Annotated in this window: 18 protein-coding genes; 13 read left to right on the top strand and 5 right to left on the bottom strand. The window is 50.7% G+C overall.

The window, feature by feature from the left end:
• Positions 1-25: 25 nt before the first annotated feature.
• Positions 26-2,347, bottom strand: a complete 2,322-nt coding sequence (locus IPF95_16595) for a discoidin domain-containing protein (protein ID MBK6476305.1) — start codon at positions 2,345-2,347, stop codon at positions 26-28.
• 159 nt (positions 2,348-2,506) lie between these two features.
• Between IPF95_16595 and IPF95_16590 the strand changes: the two genes are divergently transcribed.
• Complete coding sequence (locus IPF95_16590; protein ID MBK6476304.1) at positions 2,507-2,971, top strand: nuclear transport factor 2 family protein; 465 nt, start codon at positions 2,507-2,509, stop codon at positions 2,969-2,971.
• A gap of 49 nt (positions 2,972-3,020) precedes the next feature.
• Positions 3,021-4,091, top strand: a complete 1,071-nt coding sequence (locus tag IPF95_16585; protein ID MBK6476303.1) for an acyltransferase — start codon at positions 3,021-3,023, stop codon at positions 4,089-4,091.
• Between the two features lie 201 nt (positions 4,092-4,292).
• On the opposite strand, the gene IPF95_16580 is transcribed toward IPF95_16585, so the two are convergent.
• Entirely contained in the window at positions 4,293-6,674 is a 2,382-nt protein-coding gene (locus IPF95_16580; protein MBK6476302.1) for a T9SS type A sorting domain-containing protein, read from the bottom strand.
• A gap of 104 nt (positions 6,675-6,778) precedes the next feature.
• Positions 6,779-9,082 (bottom strand): family 20 glycosylhydrolase, encoded by a 2,304-nt coding sequence (locus IPF95_16575; protein MBK6476301.1) that lies wholly within the window; start codon positions 9,080-9,082, stop codon positions 6,779-6,781.
• Between the two features lie 123 nt (positions 9,083-9,205).
• On the opposite strand from IPF95_16575, the gene IPF95_16570 reads away from it, so the two are divergent.
• The 3 genes from IPF95_16570 (at position 9,206) to IPF95_16560 (ending at position 11,170) form a co-directional block, all read left to right on the top strand.
• Positions 9,206-9,790, top strand: a complete 585-nt coding sequence (locus IPF95_16570) for a 30S ribosomal protein S16 (protein MBK6476300.1) — start codon at positions 9,206-9,208, stop codon at positions 9,788-9,790.
• A 124-nt stretch (positions 9,791-9,914) separates the two neighbouring features.
• The gene (gene rimM, locus IPF95_16565; GenBank protein ID MBK6476299.1) at positions 9,915-10,439 is read left to right on the top strand and encodes a 16S rRNA processing protein RimM; all 525 of its coding nucleotides are present in this window, start codon (positions 9,915-9,917) and stop codon (positions 10,437-10,439) included.
• A gap of 17 nt (positions 10,440-10,456) precedes the next feature.
• On the top strand, positions 10,457-11,170 hold the full coding sequence (locus tag IPF95_16560; GenBank protein ID MBK6476298.1) for a methyltransferase: 714 nt from the start codon (positions 10,457-10,459) through the stop codon (positions 11,168-11,170).
• Positions 11,171-11,199: 29 nt separating this feature from the next.
• Here IPF95_16560 and IPF95_16555 read toward each other — a convergent pair whose 3' ends face one another.
• The gene (locus IPF95_16555) at positions 11,200-12,537 is read right to left on the bottom strand and encodes a saccharopine dehydrogenase NADP-binding domain-containing protein (GenBank protein MBK6476297.1); all 1,338 of its coding nucleotides are present in this window, start codon (positions 12,535-12,537) and stop codon (positions 11,200-11,202) included.
• Positions 12,538-12,745: 208 nt separating this feature from the next.
• On the opposite strand from IPF95_16555, the gene IPF95_16550 reads away from it, so the two are divergent.
• From IPF95_16550 to IPF95_16535, 4 genes are all read left to right on the top strand, one after another.
• Complete coding sequence (locus IPF95_16550; GenBank protein ID MBK6476296.1) at positions 12,746-13,744, top strand: DUF4476 domain-containing protein; 999 nt, start codon at positions 12,746-12,748, stop codon at positions 13,742-13,744.
• On the top strand, positions 13,722-15,128 hold the full coding sequence (locus IPF95_16545; GenBank protein MBK6476295.1) for a hypothetical protein: 1,407 nt from the start codon (positions 13,722-13,724) through the stop codon (positions 15,126-15,128). Before IPF95_16550 ends, IPF95_16545 begins: the two co-directional genes overlap by 23 nt.
• Before the next feature lie 71 nt (positions 15,129-15,199).
• On the top strand, positions 15,200-16,498 hold the full coding sequence (locus IPF95_16540) for an LPP20 family lipoprotein (GenBank protein ID MBK6476294.1): 1,299 nt from the start codon (positions 15,200-15,202) through the stop codon (positions 16,496-16,498).
• Between the two features lie 97 nt (positions 16,499-16,595).
• Positions 16,596-17,192, top strand: coding sequence for an LPP20 family lipoprotein (locus tag IPF95_16535; protein MBK6476293.1), 597 nt, complete (start codon positions 16,596-16,598; stop codon positions 17,190-17,192).
• Positions 17,193-17,279: 87 nt separating this feature from the next.
• On the opposite strand, the gene IPF95_16530 is transcribed toward IPF95_16535, so the two are convergent.
• A complete protein-coding gene (locus IPF95_16530) occupies positions 17,280-18,245 on the bottom strand; it encodes a T9SS type A sorting domain-containing protein (GenBank protein ID MBK6476292.1) in 966 nt (321 codons plus the stop codon).
• A gap of 682 nt (positions 18,246-18,927) precedes the next feature.
• On the opposite strand from IPF95_16530, the gene IPF95_16525 reads away from it, so the two are divergent.
• The 4 genes from IPF95_16525 (at position 18,928) to IPF95_16510 (ending at position 23,705) form a co-directional block, all read left to right on the top strand.
• Positions 18,928-19,326 carry a DUF423 domain-containing protein gene (locus IPF95_16525; GenBank protein MBK6476291.1) on the top strand — a complete coding sequence of 133 codons (399 nt, stop codon included), beginning with the start codon at positions 18,928-18,930 and terminating at the stop codon, positions 19,324-19,326.
• A 66-nt stretch (positions 19,327-19,392) separates the two neighbouring features.
• Positions 19,393-21,006 carry a phosphoenolpyruvate carboxykinase (ATP) gene (gene pckA, locus IPF95_16520; protein ID MBK6476290.1) on the top strand — a complete coding sequence of 538 codons (1,614 nt, stop codon included), beginning with the start codon at positions 19,393-19,395 and terminating at the stop codon, positions 21,004-21,006.
• A gap of 105 nt (positions 21,007-21,111) precedes the next feature.
• Positions 21,112-22,569 (top strand): hypothetical protein, encoded by a 1,458-nt coding sequence (locus IPF95_16515; protein ID MBK6476289.1) that lies wholly within the window; start codon positions 21,112-21,114, stop codon positions 22,567-22,569.
• On the top strand, positions 22,566-23,705 hold the full coding sequence (locus tag IPF95_16510; protein MBK6476288.1) for an ABC transporter substrate-binding protein: 1,140 nt from the start codon (positions 22,566-22,568) through the stop codon (positions 23,703-23,705). The genes IPF95_16515 and IPF95_16510 overlap by 4 nt, the downstream gene beginning before the upstream one ends.
• Positions 23,706-23,772 lie beyond the last annotated feature (67 nt).

Raw genomic sequence — 23,772 nt, 5'->3', positions numbered from 1 at the left:
GCACGAACACGATCTGCCCAACTCTTCACCGCACAACTACTTTCCCTGCCAACGTGGTGTTCTCGTTCTGCACCTTCACGAAGTATGTGCCTTGTGCCAAGTTGGAAAGGTCAAAACCATAGCTCGCCAATTGGGCGTTGGAGTTGAAGAAATAGGTTTTTAACGCTTTGCCGGAGATGTCATGCACGGTCACCACGGATCTGCCTAATTCACTTTGCAGTTGGATCGTGAAATGCCCGTCACTTGGATTAGGGCTGATGGTCATGCTGTTCTCCTGCTCTAGTGCTGCCGGTGCTGTTATCCCCACAACATTGGGCATGTTGCCCCGGCTGATGAGGTATCCGCCAACGCGGTAGTAGGGGTTATATCCATCGTTGCAATCAGAGCAGGTGGTACCACTTATGCAATTCGGGTTACCGGGGTTGCAGAGATCCATGTAGCTCTCTTGAAAGATGTACGATAGTGCGAATGATCCCTCGCTGAGATAGGGCGTTACATCAAACTCGAACGGCGGTGCAATGCTTCCCGGACACCAGCCGGCACGATCGTACTGCCAAGTGCCGCTCTGAGGTGAGCAACCGTCCGGGTTGGGGTTGCAATCTGTCCACAGATCCTGCGGAAAGCTGTGGATACCGTTCACGATAATGTTATGGTTGGCGTGGTAAAATTCGGCGGCGTTACCGGTATTGGTTGGCCCCCATCCATGGCCGGTGGTAACTAACCGGATACTGGCACTTTCTGTTCCCGTGCCCGGTGCCAACCCCACAGTGTCCATGGGTTGCAGGTTCGTTGGGTCACCGAAATTGTAGTTGCCGTGCCACACTTCCTGTACGGTGGAGTAGAGGTATGCTGGAACTCCGGCCTCGTACGTGAAGTCCAGGTCAAGTTTCCAACCTCCGGTGCCCCAAGTCTCGATGAACATACGGATATCGGTTTTCCCTTGCAGGATGGACGCGAGATCCGTGACGTCGATGCTATGGTCGCAAGCCACACCATACGGAGTAACATACCGGATGACCTCTATCCACTTCCCGTTCGGTGCTTTCGCTTCCACCCAGGCCACGCGGTCCCAATCATCGCAGCCGCCCGCTACGCTTGGGCAGGTGACACTTAGGTTCGCAATGATGTGGTCGTACGCACCCACCGATTGCGGGAGGGTGTAGCTCCCAGTATACCACTGCGAACTACCCGATCCATCGAAGTTGATCACGCCTGCATCGAAGGTGGCAACCGTTTGATCAGCAGCAACGTTCACCACATCGATGTTGAGGGTCTCGGAGGTACTGTTCCCATTACTGGCAGTAGCCGTGACCGTAATTGCATGCACACCATAAGCGTTCGGAGTCCACCACGCGGTATAAGCGCCATTTTCTATTGCGGCAGTCAGGTCTGTGCCATCGACATTGAACACTACACTGCTAATGCTGTTGAAGCCGGGTTCATCGATGCTGGCGGTGGCATACAATGCGTAAGCGTGAAGTTGGGGCATTTCTATCGGGTAGTCTTCCGTGAGTTTAACGCTCATCACCGGGTCATAGGTTGAAAGGTCAAGCACATTGAAAATTGTGGTAGCGGATGCCGGATACCACGTTGCATCGCCGGCTTGTTCGGCACGCACGGTAACTGTTCCGGCGGTACCGTCCAAAGTGAGTGTAGAACCTGCGACGGTAGCTGGTCCGGAAACGACTGAATAGGTAACTGGAAGTCCAGAGCTAGCGGATCCGTTCAGTGTTAGATCGGGCGCAGTAGTGCTTTGGTCCGCGATCGGATCGATGGAGGTGATCTGGTTCGACTGACCCGTGGGGGCACATCCAGTACCGGTATATTCAAAGAGGTTCAGCTCGGCCACCATCAGATAAGGACCGGTAGAGTAGCTGGAGTTTACCACCAGCCGCACATAACGCGCATCCACCGCTCCGAAATAAGCAGAGCCACGTTGGGCACCGGCATTGAGGTCAGCATACGTGAAGTCACCAGCGGATTGCAGGTTTCCCCAGTCGGCTCCGTCCATGCTCAGGTACAACTCAAAGTTCTTGGCTTTTCCGGCAGCGCTAGCGTCGCGTGAGAGAAGCGAGATCCCGTTCACCGCATGCACTGTGCCCAGATCGAGATGGATCTCATGCGGAAACGGTGGGTTTGCATTTTGCCATTGTGTATGCCAGAAGGTGAGGGAATCATTGTCGAAGCAGTTTACTGCATGGCCGTTGTTCGCTCCTTCGCCTGTAAGTTCTTCGCTGTCCACGTAGGTAACGCTCCAGTCGGTATTGGCGATGGCAACCGTATCACATTGGCCTATGGAGAATAATGGAGCGGAGAGCAAGAGCAAGAGTGCAATAGTCGACTTCATTGCCGAAAGCTAAGGTGCTGAAGCAATATGTGCTGGAAGCATTTCGCCCGTTTCGCGGATTCCCAAGTGGATATTCGGCGGACGCAAGATCTGGCTCCACTGGCCATGTACGAACCCAAATGATACGGCGCATGAAAGATGCCCTGCCTATCTTGCACCATGGCTGTATTGGATCGATTCTATTCCGCATTCCAGGATCGCGATTGGGCTACCATGGGTGCATGTTACCATCCGGATGCTCATTTCAGTGATCCCGTTTTTCCTGATCTGGACGCCGCCGGTGTTAGAGCCATGTGGAAGATGTTGCTGACCAACGGCACAGACCTGCGGATCGGATTTTCCGTGCTGGAAGAGTCTGGAACGAACGGTAAAGCGGAATGGGAAGCGCATTACACGTTCAGCCGCACAGGGCGAAGTGTACACAACGAAGTGGTTTCATCCTTCGAGATGAAAAATGGTTTGATCCTTCGTCAGTTGGATGAGTTCGATTTTTGGAAATGGTCGCGGCAAGCATTGGGAACACCCGGGTTACTATTGGGTTGGTCTCCTTTGATCAAGAATAAAGTGAGAGCGACCGCTGCAAAAGGATTAGCCAGAATAACAAAGACCGAGGTCGTTGAATGATCGTTGTCGTCGTGTATTATTCGGTTTCCCACAGGTACGTTGGTGAACAATGAGCTTAAGATCCGCCATGTATCTCCCTCAACTGACCTTCTTGCGTTTCGTGGCTGCGATGTTGGTGGTGTTCTACCATTATGGGAAACAGACCTTCGAGGCCGGCTATCCTTTTCTCCACAGCATCATTGCGGAAGGTTCTGTGGCCGTGAGTTTCTTTTTCTTCCTCTCCGGCGTCGTATTGGGTATTAATTATTTGGGAAAACCGCTCGATGTGAGAAAATTCTGGTTGAGGCGACTCGCACGCATTGCTCCGCTTTATTTGTTGGCATTCATTCTGACCTTTTGCCTTCAGGCCTATTATTTCGGTGATCTGCCTCGGGGTAACGCGATCATTGCTCAACTTTTCGCTCTGCATGCTTGGTTCCCGGAGATGTGCTTGGCCATCAATTATCCGGGCTGGTCCATATCCGTGGAGTTGTTGTTCTACCTGATATTTCCGTTGATCGCGACTATTGTTCTGGCCTTCGGATCTGTGAGGGTCTCGATCTTCTTAGTAGTGATCTGGATCGGTAATGTCCTGATCGAGGTCTTTCTTCGTTCTGCTACGACCTCCTTGGATGTTTCTGGACCATTTATTCTCTATTTCCCACTGCTCCACATCGGCACGTTCGCTGCTGGCTGTGTCTGTGCAATGCTCATTCGCTACATGGCTGATAGGCCTGAGGCTTCAAGATGGTCAACTCCTTTACTGTTGGGCAGTGTGCTCACTATAGCTGTGATCTACACAGGAGATGGTCCATTGCGGGAAACTGCGCATAATGGTGGAGCGGTTCCAGCATTTTTCCTTTTGATAACCGGATTAGCGCTTGGCAAGAACAAGCTCACCAACATATTGAGCAAGCGGCCATTCGTATTGTTGGGAGATGCCAGCTACGCGATCTATCTTCTTCAATTTCCCGTCTTCATGTTGTACTCTCATGGATTGCGTTCTGCCTCGTTGGCTTTGCATGAGATCGCGATCTACTCAACGTTGCTCATACTCATCGCTATTGCGGTGTATCTGGCCTTTGAGCTGCCCATGAAACGAAAGTTCCTCATGTGGTTCAACGGAAGCAGCCCGGATTGATGGATCGGGTTGGATGTCGAACAGCTACCTGTTCATGACAACGTCATGGGCTGGTAGGCGCAATGTTCATTCTGGGGGCTGAAGGCCCGAATTCATCAGCAGATAGTGTATGTTCGAACGAATGCATATTCCGTGGTCTGGAAACACGAACGCCCAAAAAGCAAATTGCTCTTCGGGCGTACTGTAAATGTTGTTAGTGACTTACTGTTCCACGTGCATTTTACCTGCACCGTTCACTGCTCCACTCAGTTGGTAGTGGTACGCACCTGCGGCCATGCCACGTCGCTCAATGGTGAACCTTCCGGTTCCGCTGGCATCAACTTGTTGCTGCACCAAACGTCCTTGTAGATCCATTACACGCAAGGTCACGGACTGTCCTGCAGGTGGATAAAGCATTGTGGTCTGATCGGTGAATGGGTTCGGGAATACACGTATGCCTTGTTCAACACCGAGATCACCAACACCTGTAACAGTAGCACAGGCGTTCTCCAAAATATTGATCGAGTTATGGTAGTTCTCATTCACCACATCGATCACTTGGTCAATGCAGATCATTGAACCAGGATTGATGAAATGGACCCTGCACAATGGTTTGAAGTCAGGTCCACGCTGGATCAACGAATCGACCTGGCTCAAGCACATCAAATGACCGGTGCCGAATGACCATGAAGGTGTTGCGGGATACGCAACCGGATCGTACAAACTCTCTACGCTGGTTATCGCAATGCCGCTCAGCATCAATTCATACCCTAGCATTTTGCGGTGCGTGTTCTTTACGTGGATATCCATCCAGCCTTCGCTCGTGTTCATTGCTCCAATGGTGAATGTCACACTGTCATTCGGGTTGATGATCTCATTGAACGGGAAATTGCAATGGTCATGTACTGCAGCACTGTCCGGTGGGTGGTTGTATGTGTTCCAGTAGTTACAGAACGCCATCAACGCGGCGTCCGTTACGGTAATGTTACCATCCTGATCAATATCCGTGCATGGCAATGGCGTAAGGTCGTTGCCCATGATACCGTTGAGGTATTCGTTCACATCCACATTGTTCTGGTATCCGTCCGTATTCAGATCTCCGATCAACGCTGTTCCGGCACAATCGCCCATACAGTCGTATTGAGCAGATCCGTAGATCTCGCCAAGGCAATCGACATAAGGATCGCAGACCGTGTCCACCGTAACTACCAGTGTTGGGGTGCGATCAATGAACAAACAGAGCTGTGCCCAGTTATTGTAGATATCGGTTTCAATTCGGCCTAGCGCATCCGGGTCATTGTCCCAATTGGTCCGAACCACCATTGTGTAATTACCCTCAGGAATGCCAGTGATATCCAACCAGTTGCAGCTGGTACCGCTGCCGTAAACATCTGCACAACCAGCACTGATCCCCATATTGCCGCAGCCATACTGACCTGTGCCACCACCGTTGCAATCAATGTCCATTACACAGAACCCATTCTTGAAACCATTGGAAAGCTCCTGACCATCCATATCGTACAGCAAGTATTCCGCATAGCCTTTATAATGCACGTGTCCGTGACAATTCACGAGTTCGAATTGATCAGGGTTCGCAGCAGGAGTGCCGATGTAATAGTCCAATTGGCCAATGTTGGCGATGCGCGTGCTGAAGCGCAAGATCTCACGCTCTCCGTAACCGGTCAAACAGCCTTCAGCGATGTAACAATTACCTTCTTCCACGGTTGTGGTGCTTAGGTTCAACGAGGTCAACAAACGGTTCTGATCCACGGTCAGGTCCGGACCATCAGGACAAAGTGGATCACCCCACATAATGCAACTGCCATCATCCACTGTGGCCAATGGGTCGTAATTGCACGAGTTGAATTGCGTACATCCAGTGATAGGCCCGAAGTAGTTTATCGACCAATCGATCGCAGCGCCATTGCAAGCACCATCGTTATCACCGATACGGATCCAAACTTGATCGCCAGTGGCCAAATTCGCAAAGAGTTCGGCTTGAGGTCCTGTGTTACATCCGCCATCGGCAAAGTACATGGTACCCGCTGGTGAATTATCCGGAACCAACCCCGTACAATGGTCATATACCCATATACGCGTATCGCAGCTCGATAGACCACAGGTGGTTATCACATAAGACCCGTTGACCGTTGCGGTGAAACTGTACCATGTATTGGCGTGTGGTGCTGAATAGGCGCCTTCAACAACTGTTAAAGGATTGCTGCAACTGAAGCCTGGAGGGCAATTCAATTCCGTGGTCTGACTATAGGTGTAATTATTGCCATTAGCGGCACCACCGCTTGCAACAACTACCCCGCCAAGTGTTACGGTATATCCGCCAACACCTGTTAGACCATCGCCATAACTATCCAGCATGTTGAAGATCAAACATTGATCGTCCTCAACACAGAACGAAGCACCAGCAGCAGTGCCGCTTTGAACCGTGGATCCGTTCAATTGAAGATTCCAACTGATCTCACCAGGCCAAGCGTCAGATACAATGTTCACCACCATCTCACTCTCACCAGTTGAGCAAGGTTGTGCAAGCACAGGTACACTGATCACCAGTGCCATAGAAGTAAAGAGTAACGTGGATCTTAGCATGTTTCGTTCGATAGGTTTTTAGGGTCGCCAACGCGAAGATGACGCTTTTCTGACGAACAATGAACGCGATCCGGTGCCCAGCCTTTTGATCCTAGATCCATCGATCAACGCACGGTGACCTCATCCAAGAACAACCACGACGGATTCCCGGCACCCTGAAAACCATCAGGGATAGTTGCCTTGTGCTTCACGGATAAACGAACATAGCGGGCTTTGGCTGTGAGTTCTTTTCCCAGTTCCATTCGCCCGGAATTTGAAGTTTCTGCTTTCACGGTTCCATAGGGTGAATAGTCCTTGCCATCCAGACTCGTTGCTATATCAACCTGCTCCGGTAGGTGGATCCAGCTATGTGTTTCATTCAATGCGCCAATGCCGATGGAATTGATGTCCTGTTCATTGCCAAGGTCGACAGTGATCGTTACATTTTCCTTCCACCCCAACCATTCCGTGTTCACGCGCTTTTCTTGTGCCGTTATGCCATCAACAAGTGTGAATGCGCCACCTTCACCATAGCGCTCGTTCGGTTGGGCGCTCAATGTGATCTTTTGGGCGGTGGCTTTGTTGAATCTGAGTGTTATGGACGATGTGTCAGCAGGGGTCGCGCCTCCATTGATGTAGCCGTGTGCTTTTAGCACAGCATCCGACCGTACGGTAAGTCCACTCCCATCCAGTTCAAGTATCACCTCAGGCTCTTGCCATACCTTAACTCCACTGCCGCCATAATAAGGGGTCCGCACCAGTATTGACCCCGGTGCGGTGCCTTGGCTCAGTTTGAAACTCACTTGGTACAAGCTCTTGGAGTAGTTCACGTTCATCGCATCCAGCCTTGGAAACTCCGCCTCCAGCCGTTCAATGAAACCCGCCTCATCGCGCTTCTCCTTCGGCGTCCACAACACTTCGGCCAAGGCCAACATTCGTGGTGCCAGCATGTACTCCACATGCTCCGGCGTAAGAATGTATTCCGTCCAAATATTGCCCTGCGCGCCGAGAATGTGGTTCGCTTGTTCTGCGTTCAACTCTTCGGGCACCGGCTCATAGCTGTAGACCTTTTGAACTGTGGTGTACCCACCAAAGGCTAGCGGTTCATTCGCAGGATCACCTTGGTAATGATCGAAATAACAATGACTTCCAGGACTCATCACCGCATCGTGGCCCGACTTCGCCGCTGCGACACCGCCTTCTGTTCCGCGCCAGCTCATCACCGCAGCATTGGGTGCCAAACCTCCTTCCAGGATCTCATCCCAGCCAATGATATTACGCCCTTTAGAATTCACGTAGTTCTCGATCCGTTGGATGAAGTAGCTCTGCAGTTCGTGCTCATCCTTCAGGCCGTTCGTATTCATGCGGGCTTGGCATTTCGGGCAAACCTTCCACCGATCCTTCGGGCTTTCATCACCGCCAATGTGGATGTATGGACCAGGGAAGAGGTCCATCACTTCGCTCAGAATGTCTTCAAGCATAGTGAATACCGTGTCATTGCCCGCGCAGAAAACATCCTCGAACACGCCCCAACCGCGTTGTACTTCGTATGGCCCACCGGTGCAACCCAACTCAGGGTATGCCGCCAACGCCGCCATGGCATGCCCCGGCATTTCGATCTCCGGTACCACGTTGATGTGCCGCGCCGCAGCGTACGCAACCACTTCGCGGATCTGCTCCTGCGTGTAGAAACCACCGTATGGTATGCTGTCGTATTCCAGCCTGCCGTATGGCCCCACTTGACTGCCTTTCCGTTGACCACCTACCGCCGTCAACTTCGGATGTTGCTTGATCTCGATCCGCCAGCCTTGGTCATCCGTCAAGTGCCAGTGAAAACTGTTCATTTTGTACCGTGCCAACAGGTTGATATACTTCTTCACGAAACCCACCGGGAAGAAATGGCGCACGACATCCAAATGCATTCCACGCCAGCTGAAGCGAGGGTGGTCCACAATGACCAAACAAGGTATGCTGTGGTGTTCTTTGGCGTATTCCAACAACTGAATTAACGTGCGTGTGCCATAGAACAGTCCTTGTTCACTGTTGCTGGTGATCGTGATCCGATCCAGGTCAACACCCAAGCTATAGTAGCCATCTGGCACCAATGTGTCGAATACGACCTGTTCCAAGATGATGGGTAACGGTGTTCCGGAAACAACATCGGAAGCGCTGCGGATATTGGAGATCTCAGTGCTCAAGAATTCGGTCAACGCCTTAGCTTCAATGGACGTTCCAATAAGTTTCCAAGGCCGGTCCAAGCGGCAATCGCCTTTGGTCAGCGTTAGCTCTGCTGGTGCAGGTATGATCCCTGGGACGGCGAGTTGAGCGTGCGTCAGCAACGGCAGGAGAAAGAAAAGTAGGATGGGGCGCATTTTGCAAAGATGCAGTGTTCCCGGAGAGGGGAATTCAGTCGAATTCCTGAGCCTCATCTGAGTATGTTGGTGTGGGTCTGAGTATGAATTTGAAGAAGGATCCCTACCACATTTGGTGGTCTTCCTAAAAAACCTCACTTTTGCACCCCCAATTCCGGGAAAACTAAAACAATTAGCGACATGCCAACTCGCATCCGCCTTCAGAGAAAGGGCAAAAAAGGCCGGCCATATTACCACATGGTAATTGCCGATTCTCGTGCACCACGCGACGGGAAATACATTGAAAGGATCGGTGCCTACGATCCGAACATGAACCCCGCTTTCGTGGAAGTGAACGTGGATAAAGCGATGGCCTGGCTCCAGAAAGGTGCCCAGCCTAGCGATACCTGCCGCGCTATCCTTAGCTACAGCGGTGTTGTTTACAAGAATCACCTCGTTAATGGCATCAAGAAAGGTGCATTCGACCAAGCTGAGGCTGATCGCCGTTTTGAGATCTGGTTGAACGAAAAGAATTCCAAGATCGAGGGAAAGAAGAGCAAGCTCGTGCAAAGTGCTGAGTATGCTACGAAAGACCGTCTTACCGCAGAGCGTAAGAAAGCATCGGATATGGCTGCTAGCCATAGTGCTAAACTTGCTGCGTTGAGCGCACCACCAGAGATCATGCCGATGGAGCCTGCTGGTGAAGAAGAGGCTGCTGCTGAAAGCGCACCTGAGGCTCCGGCTGCTGAAACCCCAACTGAGAGTGAAGCGCCTGCGGCTGAGTAATTTGATACGACGAATATTCAGAACCCGCGTTCCTTCACTGGAGCGTGGGTTTTTTGTTCATAAAAGCCTAAGATCTTGGAGGTGAGCACCACCGGAAAACGGCCGTTGTAGTTACTTTCACGCCATGGACCTGGAAAGTCTTCATCGCATTGGTAAGCTTGGTAAGCCTTGGGGATACAAAGGTGAACTGACCGTACACCTCGAGGATTGCGATCTGGATGATCTGGTACACGAAGGCGTCCTCTTCGTTGGTATCGAAGGGCAAAAGGTCCCTTTTTTCTTTTCGAAGCTTCACGATAAAGGACGCGACACGCTTGTGAAATTCGAGGATTTCGATGATCCACAAAGCGCTGGTATTCTTGTAGGCAGAGACCTCTACGCACCACCTGGTCTATTGGCTGACGGAAGCGATGAATCCTGGGATCCAGAAGAGTTCATCGGCATGATCGTGCAGGATGAGGAACACGGTGACTTAGGCGAAGTGATCGGTATAGAAGGCACGGCGAAGAACCCGGTCCTTTCAATACTACGCGGTGAGCAAGAAGTAATGGTGCCATTGGTAGATGAATTGATCCTGGGTATCGACCCGGAGACCAATACGCTTCTTGTGCGAACCCCGGAAGGGTTGATCGATCTGTACCGATCCTGATACCACAGCCTAAGTGCATGGCGAAGCCAACGTTCCGAGCCAAACAATTCACGATTCAACAAGATCGCTGCGCTCAAAAAGTGAGTACTGATGGCATCTTGTTCGGAGCTTGGTTGAACTATTGCGGTGCCGAACGGATCTTGGACGTTGGTGCTGGCACAGGCGTATTGTCATTGATCGCTGCGCAACGAAATTTGACTGCGGAAATTACCGCATTGGAGATCGATCCTGCTGCCGCTGAGCAAGCCCGTGAGAATGCTGCCAATAGTCGTTGGCCCGCAAGGATCAAAGTGCTCTGCTGTGATGCTCGATCGTATCAGCCGGAGAGCCTATTTGACTTGGTAATTTGCAATCCACCTTACTACGCCAATTCCCTGACTTCTCCGGATCAACGCACCAACGTTGCCAAGCATAGTGAGGATCTCACCTTTCAAGACCTAGTGTGCGTTGTAGGTCGTTCTCTCACACCAGATGGCCGCTTCGCCGTGATCATTCCGGTGGAACGTGAAAATGATCTTGTGCCCATTGCCGCAAAGCATAATCTGCATCCGGCGCAACGTTTCATTGTGTCTTATTCACCACATAAGTCGCCAAAAAGAGTGCTAATGATGCTTAAAAGAATCAAATTGGAAACTGTGGAAGAGTCATCTTTGATTATTCAAAATGCTGGACCGTTCGATTACTCACCCGAATACCGCGCAATGATCAGTGATCTGATGATCGGGTTCTAAGTGATCAACGAACAGCCTTGCATGTTTATTCAACTGATCTCTACTTCATTGAACACGACACCAAGTGTTTCCAATTCGGTAAGTATAGGGTCGTAGATGGAAGGGGTCAAGGGCAGCAATACTCCGCGTTCCTTTATTGTTCCGTTCAAGATCATTTTAGCTGCTATGGCCACGGGCAGTCCAACGGTCTTGGCCATGGCCGTATAGCGGTCATCTATACCTTCTACTGTAAGGTTGGCCTGGATCTCATGCTGTTTTCCGTTCAATTCATATACGAAACGGTGCCACATGACCACAAGATCTTTGTCTGTAGGAAGCAATTCCCATTTCCGCTCCAACAAGGTTTGCAGCGTAGCGGCAGGTGAGAGACCGGTCACACCGATAGCCGTTTCACCGAAGAGGCCGAGCCAGTCCAGCTTGGCCATTATTTCACCATTCGGGTCCAAGCCTAGCTGGGTGGCCAGATTTGCACGTGTATCCAATTCCTTGTTGGCCGGTAGGAAAGAATCCATGTAATCGCTCCAAGTAGCATTAGTGCCAAGTTCCATCTTGAAACTGTCGTCCGTACATCCCAATTGCACGAACACATCCCACGCAGCGCAATACCCGGCTTTACGCAATGTGCCGCGTAACAGGGTGGGTATGTTCTCCAACCGGTAGAGTGATCGGTACTTCAGTGAGTCACGGTTGGCATATGCATCGAAGGAACCGTAACCTGGAACTTCCACTTTTTGTGTACGCTGAAAGAGTTTGTGGTAAGGTACGTACTTGGTACACCCGTTCCGGATATACATGGCGGCACCGCCTTGTCCCGCCAATACAACGTTGCGCGGATTCCAACTGAATTTGTAATTCCATGGATTGGTATCGCTTTCCGGTGCGACCAACCCGCCTGTGTGACTCTCGAAAGCTTCTATTCGGCCGCCCTCTTTGCGGATCCGATCCAAAATACGCAAGGCGCTCATGTGGTCGATCCCTGGGTCCAGACCCAACTCGTTCATCACGACAATATTCGCTTTCTTGATCTCCGCATCCAACGCCCACATCGCATCAGGAACATAACTTGGTGTGATCACGTGCTTCCCAAGTTTAATGCAGTCCTTCACCACATCCATGTGCAGGAAAGCTGGCAGCATGCTGATCACCAGATCGTGCTTCGCGATCAACGCGCCGCGTGCTTTTGCATCGGTCGCATCCAATGTCACTCCCTTCGCTACCGATGCGCCTTCTTTTACCATCGCTGCGGCATGCGCAGCGTCTTTATCGCCAATGGTAATGCGCCATTGCTGTGCGTTCGCCTCACGGATCAGGTACTGGATCAACGATGATGCCGATCTACCGGCGCCTAGGATAAGTATGCTCTTCATAATGTTCAATTGCGGCTGCGAAGATGGGACGGGTCTTCTGAATGAGGAATGAAGAATGAAGAATTTTCAATTTTCAATGCACGATCTCGTTGCTCTGAGGCAGAAATTGGATCATACCGAACTCATGGAGTCCGTCGACTATTGGTTTGGCACACCCCTTGCCTAAGTACTGTCGAAAGCTAACTTCGCAACCCAATAAAAAATCATCATGATCAGATCTGCCACCCTCTTCCTCACGACGCTGCTAACCGCCAGTTGTCTAGCCCAAACAACCGATCTTGTATTCTTTACCGATGATGGCTCCAAGTTCACTTTGACCGTTGATGGTGATGTGAAGAATGCCCAGGCGGCCTCCCGCGTAGTTGCAACAGGAATTCGCACGGAAACACCTGTGATAATGATCAATTTCGAGGATGCGGCCCAACCCGCGTTCAAGAAATCAGGCTACTTCACTCTTGGTAAGGAGTATACCTTGATGATAACGAACAACAAGAAAGGCGAACGTGTGTTGCGTATGACAGGTGAGGCGGGGTTAGGAACGGCTGCAAAACTTCCTTCTCCTGATCCATCGAATTTTGTTGAGGATGGGCCGAACGGTGTGGTCAATGAAGGGCGTACGATTGAGAACGGTTCGCAGCAGATCACCACAACGGTGATCGAAGGGTCTAGTAGTGATGGTACCGGAGAAAATGTACGGATCGATATGGGTGTGAATGGTGTTGACTTCAACATGAATGTGGGTGTTACCGAAGGCAGCGGGTCTTCCACTACCACGCAAACCACCACGATGACAACCACAACCACTACGGTTACGAACAGTAATACAGCTACTCCATCATACCCCGTTGAACCTGTTTCCCCTGTACCAGAGCCGCCTATCTATCACATGCCGGGATACACCGGTCCTATCGGCTGCGGTTGGCCAATGTCGCCTACTGAATATGCAGATGCGAAGACCAGCATTGAGAGCAAGAGTTTTGAAGAGACCAAGATGACCACGGCGAAGCAAGTAGGAAGAGATCGCTGTTTTACCGCAGAACAGGTGAAAGGGATCATGAATACCTTCAGTTTTGAGGATACTAAGCTGGAATTTGCCAAGTATGCCTACGAGCGCACCTACGACATCGGCAATTACTACAAGCTCAATGATGCCTTTTCATTCGAGAGTTCCATTGAGGAGCTGAATGAATACACCCAAGGACGCTGATCGGATCATGTTACCCTTGAAGTACATATCGGTTCTCTTGCTCATTGGAATGCTCTTGGCAGGATGCAGTGGCTCCAAGTCGTTCGCAAAGAAGGCGGGCAAATTGGATGAGGCCGGTATGTATGCCGAAGCCGCGGATATGTACCTCCAAGCGGTGCAGCGGAACGGTAAGAACGTTGATGCCAAGATCGGATTGAAACAGACCGGACAAAAGCTATTGGAAGACAAACTGAGCACCTTCTTCAAGTCCATGGCTGTGAGTGATGCGAAGGGGCAATCCGTAAGTGCATATTTGGAAGCGAAGTCGTATCAAGAGCGCGTTGAACACCTTGGAGTGATACTTGAGATTCCGGACCATTATAAATATGATTTTGAGAAAGTTAAAGGCGAGCACCTGGTAGATCTTTACAACGATGGGCAAGCGCTCTTGGAGATCCAGGATTTTCCTTCAGCGGAGCGCAAATTCAGCGAGATCGCGAAGTTGGAACCGGGATATAAAGACGCAAGTAGCTTGCAAGCGGTCGCCTATCTGGAACCACTCTATCGCGCCGCAAAAGTTGACCTAGCTGCTGAGCATTACCGTAAAGCGTATGATGCACTGAACAAAGTGGTCGCCAAGGATCCCAATTTCAAAGATGCCTCCATGCTTCGGCAGGAATGCCTGACCAAAGGCCAGTATTCCATCGCTGTACTTCCGTTCAAGACAAGCCGAGTTAATAGCGCTGCTACGGTTAAAGTGCAAGCTTACGCCATGACCGCATTGACAGAGACTAAAGACCCGTTCCTGAAGATCGTTGACCGGGAGAACATGGAACGGATCCTCGAAGAACAAAGGCTTGGCCTTAGCGGTGTTGTGGATGAACAGACCGCTGTACGCGTAGGTAACCTTATGGGTGCCAAAGCAGTGTTGATGGGTGAAATTGTGGATTACCGCGAGGAGACCGGCAAAACGCGTTCCAGCACAAAGGATGGCTTCGCATCGTATCAAGTAACGCGGGTTAATGCCGAAGGGCAGAAGTACTTGGAGACGAAGTACAAGCCCGTGAATTACACGGAGTATCAGCAAACCAACAAAGTGGTCCTATCATTTTCGTACCGACTGGTCTCGTTGGAGACCGGTGAGGTCCTCGTGAGCAAGATCGTTGACCGTACTGTCAATGATGATCTCTATTACGCCACGTACGATGGCGATAAGAATACCCTTTTTCCTAAGGCGAATGGTAATGTGGATCTTGGTAATGGCGCACGGAATCAGCTGCGCTCACTGCTTTCTGCAAAGCGGGATATCATTCCTGTCTCTACCCTAAGCACGAATGCCATCCGCGAAGCGACCAATGCCATGGCCATTACGGTCATTCAGGACCTGAACAACAAGTTGCCCTGAAAAAGCTGTTCCCCATAGTGTTCGTATTGGCTTGGGCGTGCAAAGGAAAACAGCCCATTGCAGAAACCACTATGCCTGCTGAGGCGCCAAGACCAACTTGGGTCAGTGCGCGACCTGTGACCGGCGGTTACTACGTCGGTATTGGTTTGGCGAACAAGAACAGACCCGATGCCCAGGAAGCAGCCAAGAAGAACGCACTGAACGACCTGGCAAGCGAGATCAGCGTAACAGTTGAGGGCAATAGTTTGCTTTATACCTTGGATCGCAGGACCACCTTCGATGAATCCTTCACAAGTACCATAAAGACCAGTTCCGTTGAGTTGTTGGAAGGATTTGAACTGGTTGATACCTATGAGAACGAAGCGGAGTACTGGACCTATTACCGCCTTTCCAAGTCGGAACACGCACGAATAAAGGCTGAGCGTAAGGCAAACGCAATTGGCATCGCCATCGATCTGCGTTCCAGAGCAAAGGCCAGCTTGGCGGCAGGTGATCTGAAAGGTGCGTTCGATCAGGACCTACGCGCGTTGATCGCCATGAAAGCCTATTGGGGAGAGAATGATATCGTGGAATTGAATGGAGAACAGGTTCCATTGGTGAATGCATTGTACGGCGATCTTCAACTATTGAGCAGTGGAGTAACCTTCAGCATTTTGCCGGAGCGCTGTGTGCTGGATTATTCGAATGGATTCAAACGGGAAGTGGTGATAAAAGCGCGTTACACCGGCGGATCAGCCTTGGTCCAATTACCTGTTGTCATTGCCTATCCCGGCAGTAACGGAAAGGTCACCGAACTAAAGAATACCGATACGGATGGAAACCTGCGCACAACGGTCCAGCACGTAGCGAATGACCAGAACAAAGCTCCAGAGATCGTGGTCAGGTTGAACATGGATGAGCTCATTCACACCGAAACCGACCAAGCGTTGGCAAAAGCGTTGGGTGCGAGCCTAACACAACCAGAACAGCGTGCTGCGATCGATCGGGTAATGCCCAAGGTGTACATGCGTGCCCAAGAAACCAATCTGGGTGAACCAGTTGGTGATGCAGGGGCGGCTAGCGCAATAAGGCAGGAACTCACCAGCAATGGATTCCGTTTTGTGGACCGCGAGGCCGATTGTGATATGCTTCTTGATCTTACGTCAGCGACGCGTCAGGGTGGAGAAAGCAACGGATTCTTTATCGCGTACTTGGACCTTACGTACAGCATTCGCGATCGACGCACCAAGGATGTGATCCACGAGGGTGGGCAACAAGGCGTGAAAGGCGTTCAGCTCAATTTCGAAAAAGCTGGGCTAGAAGCGTACAAGAAAGCGATAGCCGATATTAAGAAAGAACTCGTGCCGGGCATTATGAACGCCTTTAACTAAAGGCTTTCGGTAGTTTGGCACGCAATTGGTCTAAGTCATAACAACAGTAACAACGGATCCCGACCTTTGTCGGGATAAGCGCCTAAAACAAACCATCATGAAAACCCTTTCCACCAACCGAACAATTACCGCAGTGATGACGGCGCTTTTGCTGTCCGGCGGACTCGCAGCTTGTAAGAGCAAGAAGAAAGCCGCCGAGGCTGCGGCGCCTCCGGGAGGCGAGACAGAGGTCAAAGTAATGTGCTCCGGCCCAGAGTACTTTACGAACAACGAAGTCTTCCGCGCCAATGCAATTGGCGAAAGCATGGACCAAGCAACAGCCAAGAAAAAAGCATTGGCCAATGCACGCGCTCAAATGGCCAGTGACATCAATACCCAGATCAAGGGTGTGATCGACAACTACGTGAACAGCCGCGAATTCAACAACAAAGAAGAAGTGTCCGAGCGATTTGAAGGACTTACCCGCGAAGTCGTGGATCAACGCTTGTCCGGTGTCCGTACGATCTGCGAAAAGCAGGTTACCGTTAATGCTACGGGTAACTACAAGACCTACATCGCTATCGAACTCAGCGCACAGGACCTCTTAGCTGCTTACAACGAGCGCCTAAGCAACGATGAACGCACACGGATCGATTACGATTACGAAAAGTTCAAAGAGACCTTTGACGCCGAAATGGATAAGATCGGTAAGTGATCCAGACCATCAGCTTGAAACCCCCTTCCGCAGTGTGCGGGAGGGGGTTTTTCGTTTTCAATTTTGAAAGCCCTTTGATATATGCTTTCACTGAACGGCGATCTTTGCCGTGAATGGTACGCCTTGATGATCTGTTGCACGCACGATATAAATGCCATGGGCAAGGTCGGGTAGGTCTACGTTTCCTTGCTTCCCAGTGACCTGTTCCGATCGGATCTCGTTACCCGTTGCATCGAACACACTAACGGACCAAAGGTCTTCATAAGGCAGCTGTATTGTCCACGTGCTTTCTGTCGAATTCCAAACGCTCAAGGGTTCTTGCTGGCCATTGAACTCCGGCACAGAAATAGGCGTGCTACAACCGCTTACTGCATCGCCACCGATCCATTGCGCCACGCGGTTAAAGGGCTGCCCTTCGAGTTCTGTGAATGCCCCAACGATATACAAGCTATCTCGCCAAACGGCCATACCGGGAACAGACTGTGGATTTGGACCGGGTTCTTGATCGAAGCCGGGTAATGAACACCATTGCGTACCATTCCACTTGGCCAAGCCGTTTGCAGGTATACCGCCTGCGGTGGTGAATTGGCCGCCTACAAAAAGGTCATCGTGGAACCATTGTAGGGTAAGTACCGAAGTATACCCCGGTGCTATGGCCAATTCCAGTCCTGTTCCAAAATCCAACCAATTCTGCCCATCGAAGGCCGCCAACCCATTGCCCGGTGTACCGGGTTCCCGGAAAGCACCCACGATGTACAGCACATCATTGTGGATGACCACATCTTTAATTGCTCCGCTACCGCTGCCCCAACCGGGTACGTATTCCCATGTGGAACCGTTGTGCCTCATAAGGTTACAGAAACCGCTGGAGAGTGGATCCCGATAGCTTCCTGACATGTACGTGTACCCTTGAAATTCGAAGACGGTACCGATGTAGTTGTTGGCGTAATAGGGGATCTCTTGGAACGGAGGCCACTCGTGAAACCCATCTCCATCATATCGGAATACTGCGGCTTCAGGGTAGCCACAAATACTTGACGAAAAACCTGTCATGTACAAATTATCCTGTTGATCATGACGAGGCACGATTCCACCTAGTCCACTTGTGACTGGATTTATACATTCTAAAGCTTCCCAGCGTTGAGTGGTTTCATTTAAGCGAGCAAAATATCCGTTCGCAGTGTCTGGTACAACGGCAAATGTGAACGCACCACAGGTATATAATGCGTTGTTATATCGAACGAACCAATATACCTGACTGGCTGCGTTACCAGAAATCTCATGCATGCGATGCCCAATGCTGTCCCAGCGCGCACCATTCCATTGTGCCATACCAAATGATAGTATGGTATCCGTATCGTTCGCAATTCTTAGAAAGGTACCGCTACCGTATAGTCTATCAGCGATTGGATCTACTGAAAGTGCTGTCATCGAACCAATAGGTCCATCGTTGAGCCTCTTTTAATGCTGTGCATGAATATTGAGCCCGATAAACAGGAATAAAGCCAAGGTCAGTACCCTCATGGAACACTGATCTTCGTAGAATAGTCTAAGTCGATGTGTCTTCGAGACTTCATGTGATCGAGAAGCTAGGTCGTAGTACTAAAGTACCATGATCATCGGCATAATGAGCTGTGTTGTTAATAATCATGGATACTATATAGATAGTGCAGGCCTATATCAACGTTCCTCAATGCCCAGTATCACTCTGCACCCGAACACCGACCTTTGCCTTATGAACAGGACTACACTTGCTTGGGCTGCCTTTGTGCTAATGATCGCTGTGGCTTTCGGTGCATTCGGCGCACACGGGCTAAAAGCAGTGCTGAGCGATAAGGAGCTTGGTCAATGGCAGACAGGGGTTCAATACCAGTTCTATCATGGTCTTGGACTGTTGTTCCTAGCGCTTGCAGGTACTTGGCTTACGGCCAAGGAACTACGCAGCGTAAGGTTGCTGTTCCTGCTGGGTATCATGCTGTTCTGTGGTTCATTGTACCTATTGAGTACACGGGCTATTCTCGGAACCGAAGCACTAACACCATTCCTTGGCCCAATTACGCCGATGGGCGGTCTGCTTTTCATTGCAGGTTGGGGTTCGCTACTTGTTTCGGCCATCCGCGGAAACAAAGGATAACGAATGTCATAAAGGGGTGCTGCGTAAAACCCTTACTTTTGCTGACCAAATTCCAATACTCAGAACATGAACGAATTCGGCCATAAACCGAAAAATGCTGATCTCGCTAAGATCGGCTTAAGCCGCGTAGGGGACACATTTTGGAACCTCGAACCAGCTGAATTGATAGAGCATGTGATCATGAACGGTGAAGGCGTTTTTGCAGATAGCGGCGCTATTGCGGTTGATACCGGCGAATTCACCGGCAGATCGCCGAAGGATAAGTTCTGCGTGAAGGATGCCAAAACAGAGAATACCGTTTGGTGGGGCGATGTGAATTTCCCATTCACTCCTGAGAAATTCGACCTGCTGCATGATAAGATGGCGGCCTATCTGCAAGGTCGTGACGTTTATGTGCAGGATGCTTACGCTTGTGCTTCACCGGAACATCGGCTGAACCTCCGCGTTGTTGCTGAGCAACCGTATAGCGCTCACTTCAGCAGCAATATGTTCTTGAATCTCACCAAGGAAGAGACCGAGGCATTCGAGCCTGAATGGCACATCATCTGTGTGCCTGAATTCAAGGCTGATCCAGCAAAGGATGGAACGCGCCAGCACAATTTCACGATAATCAATTTCACGAAAAAGATCATTCTTATTGGTGGAAGTGGATACACAGGTGAGATCAAGAAAGGCATTTTTACGGTGTTGAATTATGTTTTGCCACAGGAGCGCGACGTACTTAGCATGCATTGCAGTGCCAACATCGGTAAGGACAATGACACCGCGGTCTTCTTCGGCCTAAGTGGTACCGGAAAGACCACCCTGAGTGCCGATCCGGATCGTCGACTGATCGGCGACGATGAGCACGGTTGGAGCGATAAGGGCGTGTTTAATTTCGAAGGTGGTTGTTATGCGAAGTGCATCGATCTATCCGCAGAAAAAGAACCACAGATCTGGAGCGCGATCAAGTTCGGTTCCATCCTGGAGAACATCGTATTCAAAGAAGGATCCACCGAAGTTGATTACGCCGATAGCACCAAAACGGAGAATACGCGTGTAAGCTATCCGATCGATTTCATCGATAACATCGCCGTGCCAAGCATGGGCGATCACCCGAAGAACATCTTCTTCCTAACAGCCGATGCCTACGGTGTTCTGCCGCCGATCAGCAAGCTGACACCAGGCCAAGCGATGTACCACTTCATTAGTGGCTATACCGCGAAGGTGGCTGGTACGGAAGCTGGCGTTTCTGAGCCACAAAGCACCTTCTCCGCATGTTTCGGGAAAGCATTCTTGCCGTTGCACCCTACGAAATACGCAGGTATGTTGGGTGAGTTGATGAAGAAGCACAACGTGCGCGTCTGGTTGGTGAACACCGGTTGGAGCGGTGGAGCTTATGGCACCGGCGAACGGGTGAAATTGAAATTCACACGTGCCATGATCACAGCGGCACTACGCGGTGAACTCGATGGTGTGGATTACAAAGAGCACAAAGTATTCGGAGTGAACTTCCCTACAACATGCCCCAACGTACCTTCAGAAATTCTTGATCCACGTGGTACATGGGCGGATAAGGACGCCTATGACACGCAAGCAGAGAAATTGGCGAACGGATTCGTTGCCAACTTCGCGAACTTCAAAGAGGGTGCCTCGAAAGAGATCCTTGACGCCGCTCCAAGAACTGCGGTAAAAGCTTGATCATGCCTCTATGAAGAAGAGCCCTCCACCAACGTGGTAGGGCTCTTCTTTTACCATTCAAACACTTTGGCACGTGGTTCGCCCACCACGTGCTCAACCAGCTAGATGTTCCGATCCTCATTGTTGTTCTTAGTTATGCTCTTTTGCCTATGGCAAGGAGTATCGGCTCAGGAACTCAGTATGGGGCGGACCTATTATCCTGAAAAGTTGCATCAGGATCTGGAAGAGTTCCGTGAACTCGTCCATGCTGCACATCCCGATCCGTATCGCTATAGGACCAAAGAGCAATTGGATCTCACATTCGATAGCGTAAAGACCACCATTAACGTGCCCCTTACCACGGATGGTTTCGTACGCTCCATGTTACCGGTACTTAAGGCGATCGGTGATTCACATTGTAGGGTTGAGTTATCCGAAGAAACGTTGGTCCAAATGAGAGATCGGACGGCCATGATCCCGATAACCGTCAAAGTAATTGATGGGGCTCTTTATGTGAATGATGAGCTTAAAGGATTCCGGAGCTTTCCGCAGGGTGCACGTCTTATTCGCATCAACGGTATTTTGGCTGGATCGATCCTTGAGCGTTTACGGAATGCCATTGTATGCGATGGTGCGAACTTAACGATGGCCGATAGGCGGATCGAACGCGAATTCAGGTCGCTCTATTACTTACAGATCGAACGGCCATCTTCGTTCGATATTCAGTTCGAGGCTCCTGATGGCGAGATCGGAGTAGCCACCATTTTTGCCATGACGGCAGTTGACATTGGGAATTCGCGAAAGCCTTCCGGCACCACTACGTTGCCTTGGGGCTCACGTTGGATACCGGAGATCTCTACCATGTGGTTAGGTCTTCGAACAATGGATCTTGATTCTATGCGGACAGCTGGTCAAGAACCCGAAAAATTCCTGACTTCGATACTGCGTGAATTGAAAAAGAACAAAGGCGCTATGCTGGTAGTGGACCTACGCGGTGCGGGGGGAAGGGAACTTGGAATGGCAGAGATGGTGTTCGGCGCCATTGCCATGGAACCTTATCGCTTAGTGGAGAATATTTCAATTCGATCCCGCACATTACCGAGTTGTTCCAAATGGATAGCGGATCATCCGGAATTCTACTTGGATGTGAACGCCCGGTATCCTAGAATGCTACCCGATAGGTATGGCGTGCATCCGGAAGATGATCGTCTTACGGATCTACAGCCAGAAGGCAAGGCATTCAAAGGCAAGGTGTACGTATTGTGCGACGGATATACGCGTGATGCTGCCGCTGCATTCGTTATGCTAGCGAAACGAACGCGTAGGGCCAGGATCGTTGGAGAAGAGGTGGGTACGAATGCGTATACATACACGGGTGGAAGAGACCTCATTGCTGAGGCACCGAACAGTAAGGTCCGGTTCATCGTTCCATTGATGCGGTATACGGCAAGCGGAAAACCTTCCGGTCCATTGGATCATGGCGAATTGCCGAATACGGAGCTACGTCCGGATGCCAGAAGTATTGCAAGGGGGGCGGATAGTGTGAAAGAGAATTTGATCATGTACATCCGCGAAACGCAATGAATCCGGATATTGACCGGCATTCAGAACCATCTCTGTTCATGCCGCCAATTGGATGGTTCATTTTCGCTGTGTTCTTCGTTGTAGGGTGCAGTCCTGCGTCCAGAGAGGATATACCGTGTACGCAATGGACCGATGTTCCTAACCACTACGCACAGTCGTTCCAGATCCGTACTTGCGGCAGTATTCAACAGTTGATCGTATTCGGGCCGCGCGGTCGGTCGGATACTTTGGCGGTATATCACGTCGATGAAAATGGTGTCAAAAGCAATTCCGCATTACTTCCTTTGAAACAGGTTGCGGTCGTTAGCACTACGCACCTTGCATTCATCCATGCATTGGGATCATCAGAACGGGTAATTGGTGCAGCTGGTCTGGGACATGTGATGGATCCCTCCTTAATGAACGTGCTTTCTGCGCAAGGGACCGTAGAGATCGGAACTGCTGATGGGTTGAATAGGGAAGCCTTGATCCACCTCGCTCCGGATGCCTTGCTGGACCAGCCTTTCGGAAAGACGGATGCAGCAGAGCCCTTACCGGGCATCCCATCCATCATGATCTCTGAATACTTGGAGCCACATCCACTGGGTAGAGCTGAGTGGGTGCGGTTCTTCGGTGTTCTGTTCGGTGTAACCACTAAAGCGGACAGCCTGTTCGCAGCCATTGAGACCCGCTATACTACAGTCCGTGATCGTGTTGATGCCACCGTTGCTCCTGTAACCGTGTTCTTCGGGTCCAATTGGCAAGGTACATGGTGGGTTCCGGGAGGCAAGAGCTATATGAGCAGGATGATCACCGATGCCGGCGGGGTGTTGCAATTCAGCAATGAAGAAGCTGTGGAGAACAGTGCCGTAGATCTGGAAACCCTCATCCACAAAGGTGATCTCCTCAGATACTGGGGCATGGTGGTGGCCGAGAACGGCCCGGTAACTACCGATGTACTCAGCGCCGGTGAACGCAGACTTCAACAGATCGGTCCCTTCAAGGAACAGGGGCTATATGCCGCGAATAGCGCACACGTTGACATCTTCGGAAAAGCGCTTCTGGAACCGGATGTGGTTCTATTGGATCTGGTAAAAGTGTTCCATCCGACCATGGCAATGGAACACAAGGCGGTTTACTTTGGGTCGGTGGAATAGCGATACGGTATGGCTGGATATGGTTGCTCAAAGATCGCGAAGCGATCATCCTAAGGCTTGTTATTAC

This window comes from Flavobacteriales bacterium (assembly GCA_016704485.1).
In the GTDB taxonomy this organism is placed as follows: Bacteria; Bacteroidota; Bacteroidia; order Flavobacteriales_F; family PHOS-HE28; genus PHOS-HE28.
Note: the sequence above shows the minus strand (reverse complement) of the source record. Positions and strands in the feature narration are given on the sequence as shown.

Coding starts and splice junctions, on each gene's coding strand:
- IPF95_16585 (MBK6476303.1), top strand. CDS start 3,021: ATGAGCTTAAGATCCGCCATGTATCTCCCTCAACTGACCTTCTTGCGT.
- IPF95_16560 (MBK6476298.1), top strand. CDS start 10,457: ATGGCGAAGCCAACGTTCCGAGCCAAACAATTCACGATTCAACAAGAT.
- IPF95_16570 (MBK6476300.1), top strand. CDS start 9,206: ATGCCAACTCGCATCCGCCTTCAGAGAAAGGGCAAAAAAGGCCGGCCA.
- IPF95_16540 (MBK6476294.1), top strand. CDS start 15,200: ATGCCTGCTGAGGCGCCAAGACCAACTTGGGTCAGTGCGCGACCTGTG.
- pckA (MBK6476290.1), top strand. CDS start 19,393: ATGAACGAATTCGGCCATAAACCGAAAAATGCTGATCTCGCTAAGATC.
- IPF95_16590 (MBK6476304.1), top strand. CDS start 2,507: ATGGCTGTATTGGATCGATTCTATTCCGCATTCCAGGATCGCGATTGG.
- IPF95_16515 (MBK6476289.1), top strand. CDS start 21,112: ATGTTCCGATCCTCATTGTTGTTCTTAGTTATGCTCTTTTGCCTATGG.
- IPF95_16550 (MBK6476296.1), top strand. CDS start 12,746: ATGATCAGATCTGCCACCCTCTTCCTCACGACGCTGCTAACCGCCAGT.
- IPF95_16525 (MBK6476291.1), top strand. CDS start 18,928: ATGAACAGGACTACACTTGCTTGGGCTGCCTTTGTGCTAATGATCGCT.
- IPF95_16595 (MBK6476305.1), bottom strand. CDS start 2,347: ATGAAGTCGACTATTGCACTCTTGCTCTTGCTCTCCGCTCCATTATTC.
- IPF95_16545 (MBK6476295.1), top strand. CDS start 13,722: ATGAATACACCCAAGGACGCTGATCGGATCATGTTACCCTTGAAGTAC.
- rimM (MBK6476299.1), top strand. CDS start 9,915: ATGGACCTGGAAAGTCTTCATCGCATTGGTAAGCTTGGTAAGCCTTGG.
- IPF95_16530 (MBK6476292.1), bottom strand. CDS start 18,245: ATGACAGGTTTTTCGTCAAGTATTTGTGGCTACCCTGAAGCCGCAGTA.
- IPF95_16510 (MBK6476288.1), top strand. CDS start 22,566: ATGAATCCGGATATTGACCGGCATTCAGAACCATCTCTGTTCATGCCG.
- IPF95_16580 (MBK6476302.1), bottom strand. CDS start 6,674: ATGCTAAGATCCACGTTACTCTTTACTTCTATGGCACTGGTGATCAGT.
- IPF95_16535 (MBK6476293.1), top strand. CDS start 16,596: ATGAAAACCCTTTCCACCAACCGAACAATTACCGCAGTGATGACGGCG.
- IPF95_16575 (MBK6476301.1), bottom strand. CDS start 9,082: ATGAGGCTCAGGAATTCGACTGAATTCCCCTCTCCGGGAACACTGCAT.
- IPF95_16555 (MBK6476297.1), bottom strand. CDS start 12,537: ATGAAGAGCATACTTATCCTAGGCGCCGGTAGATCGGCATCATCGTTG.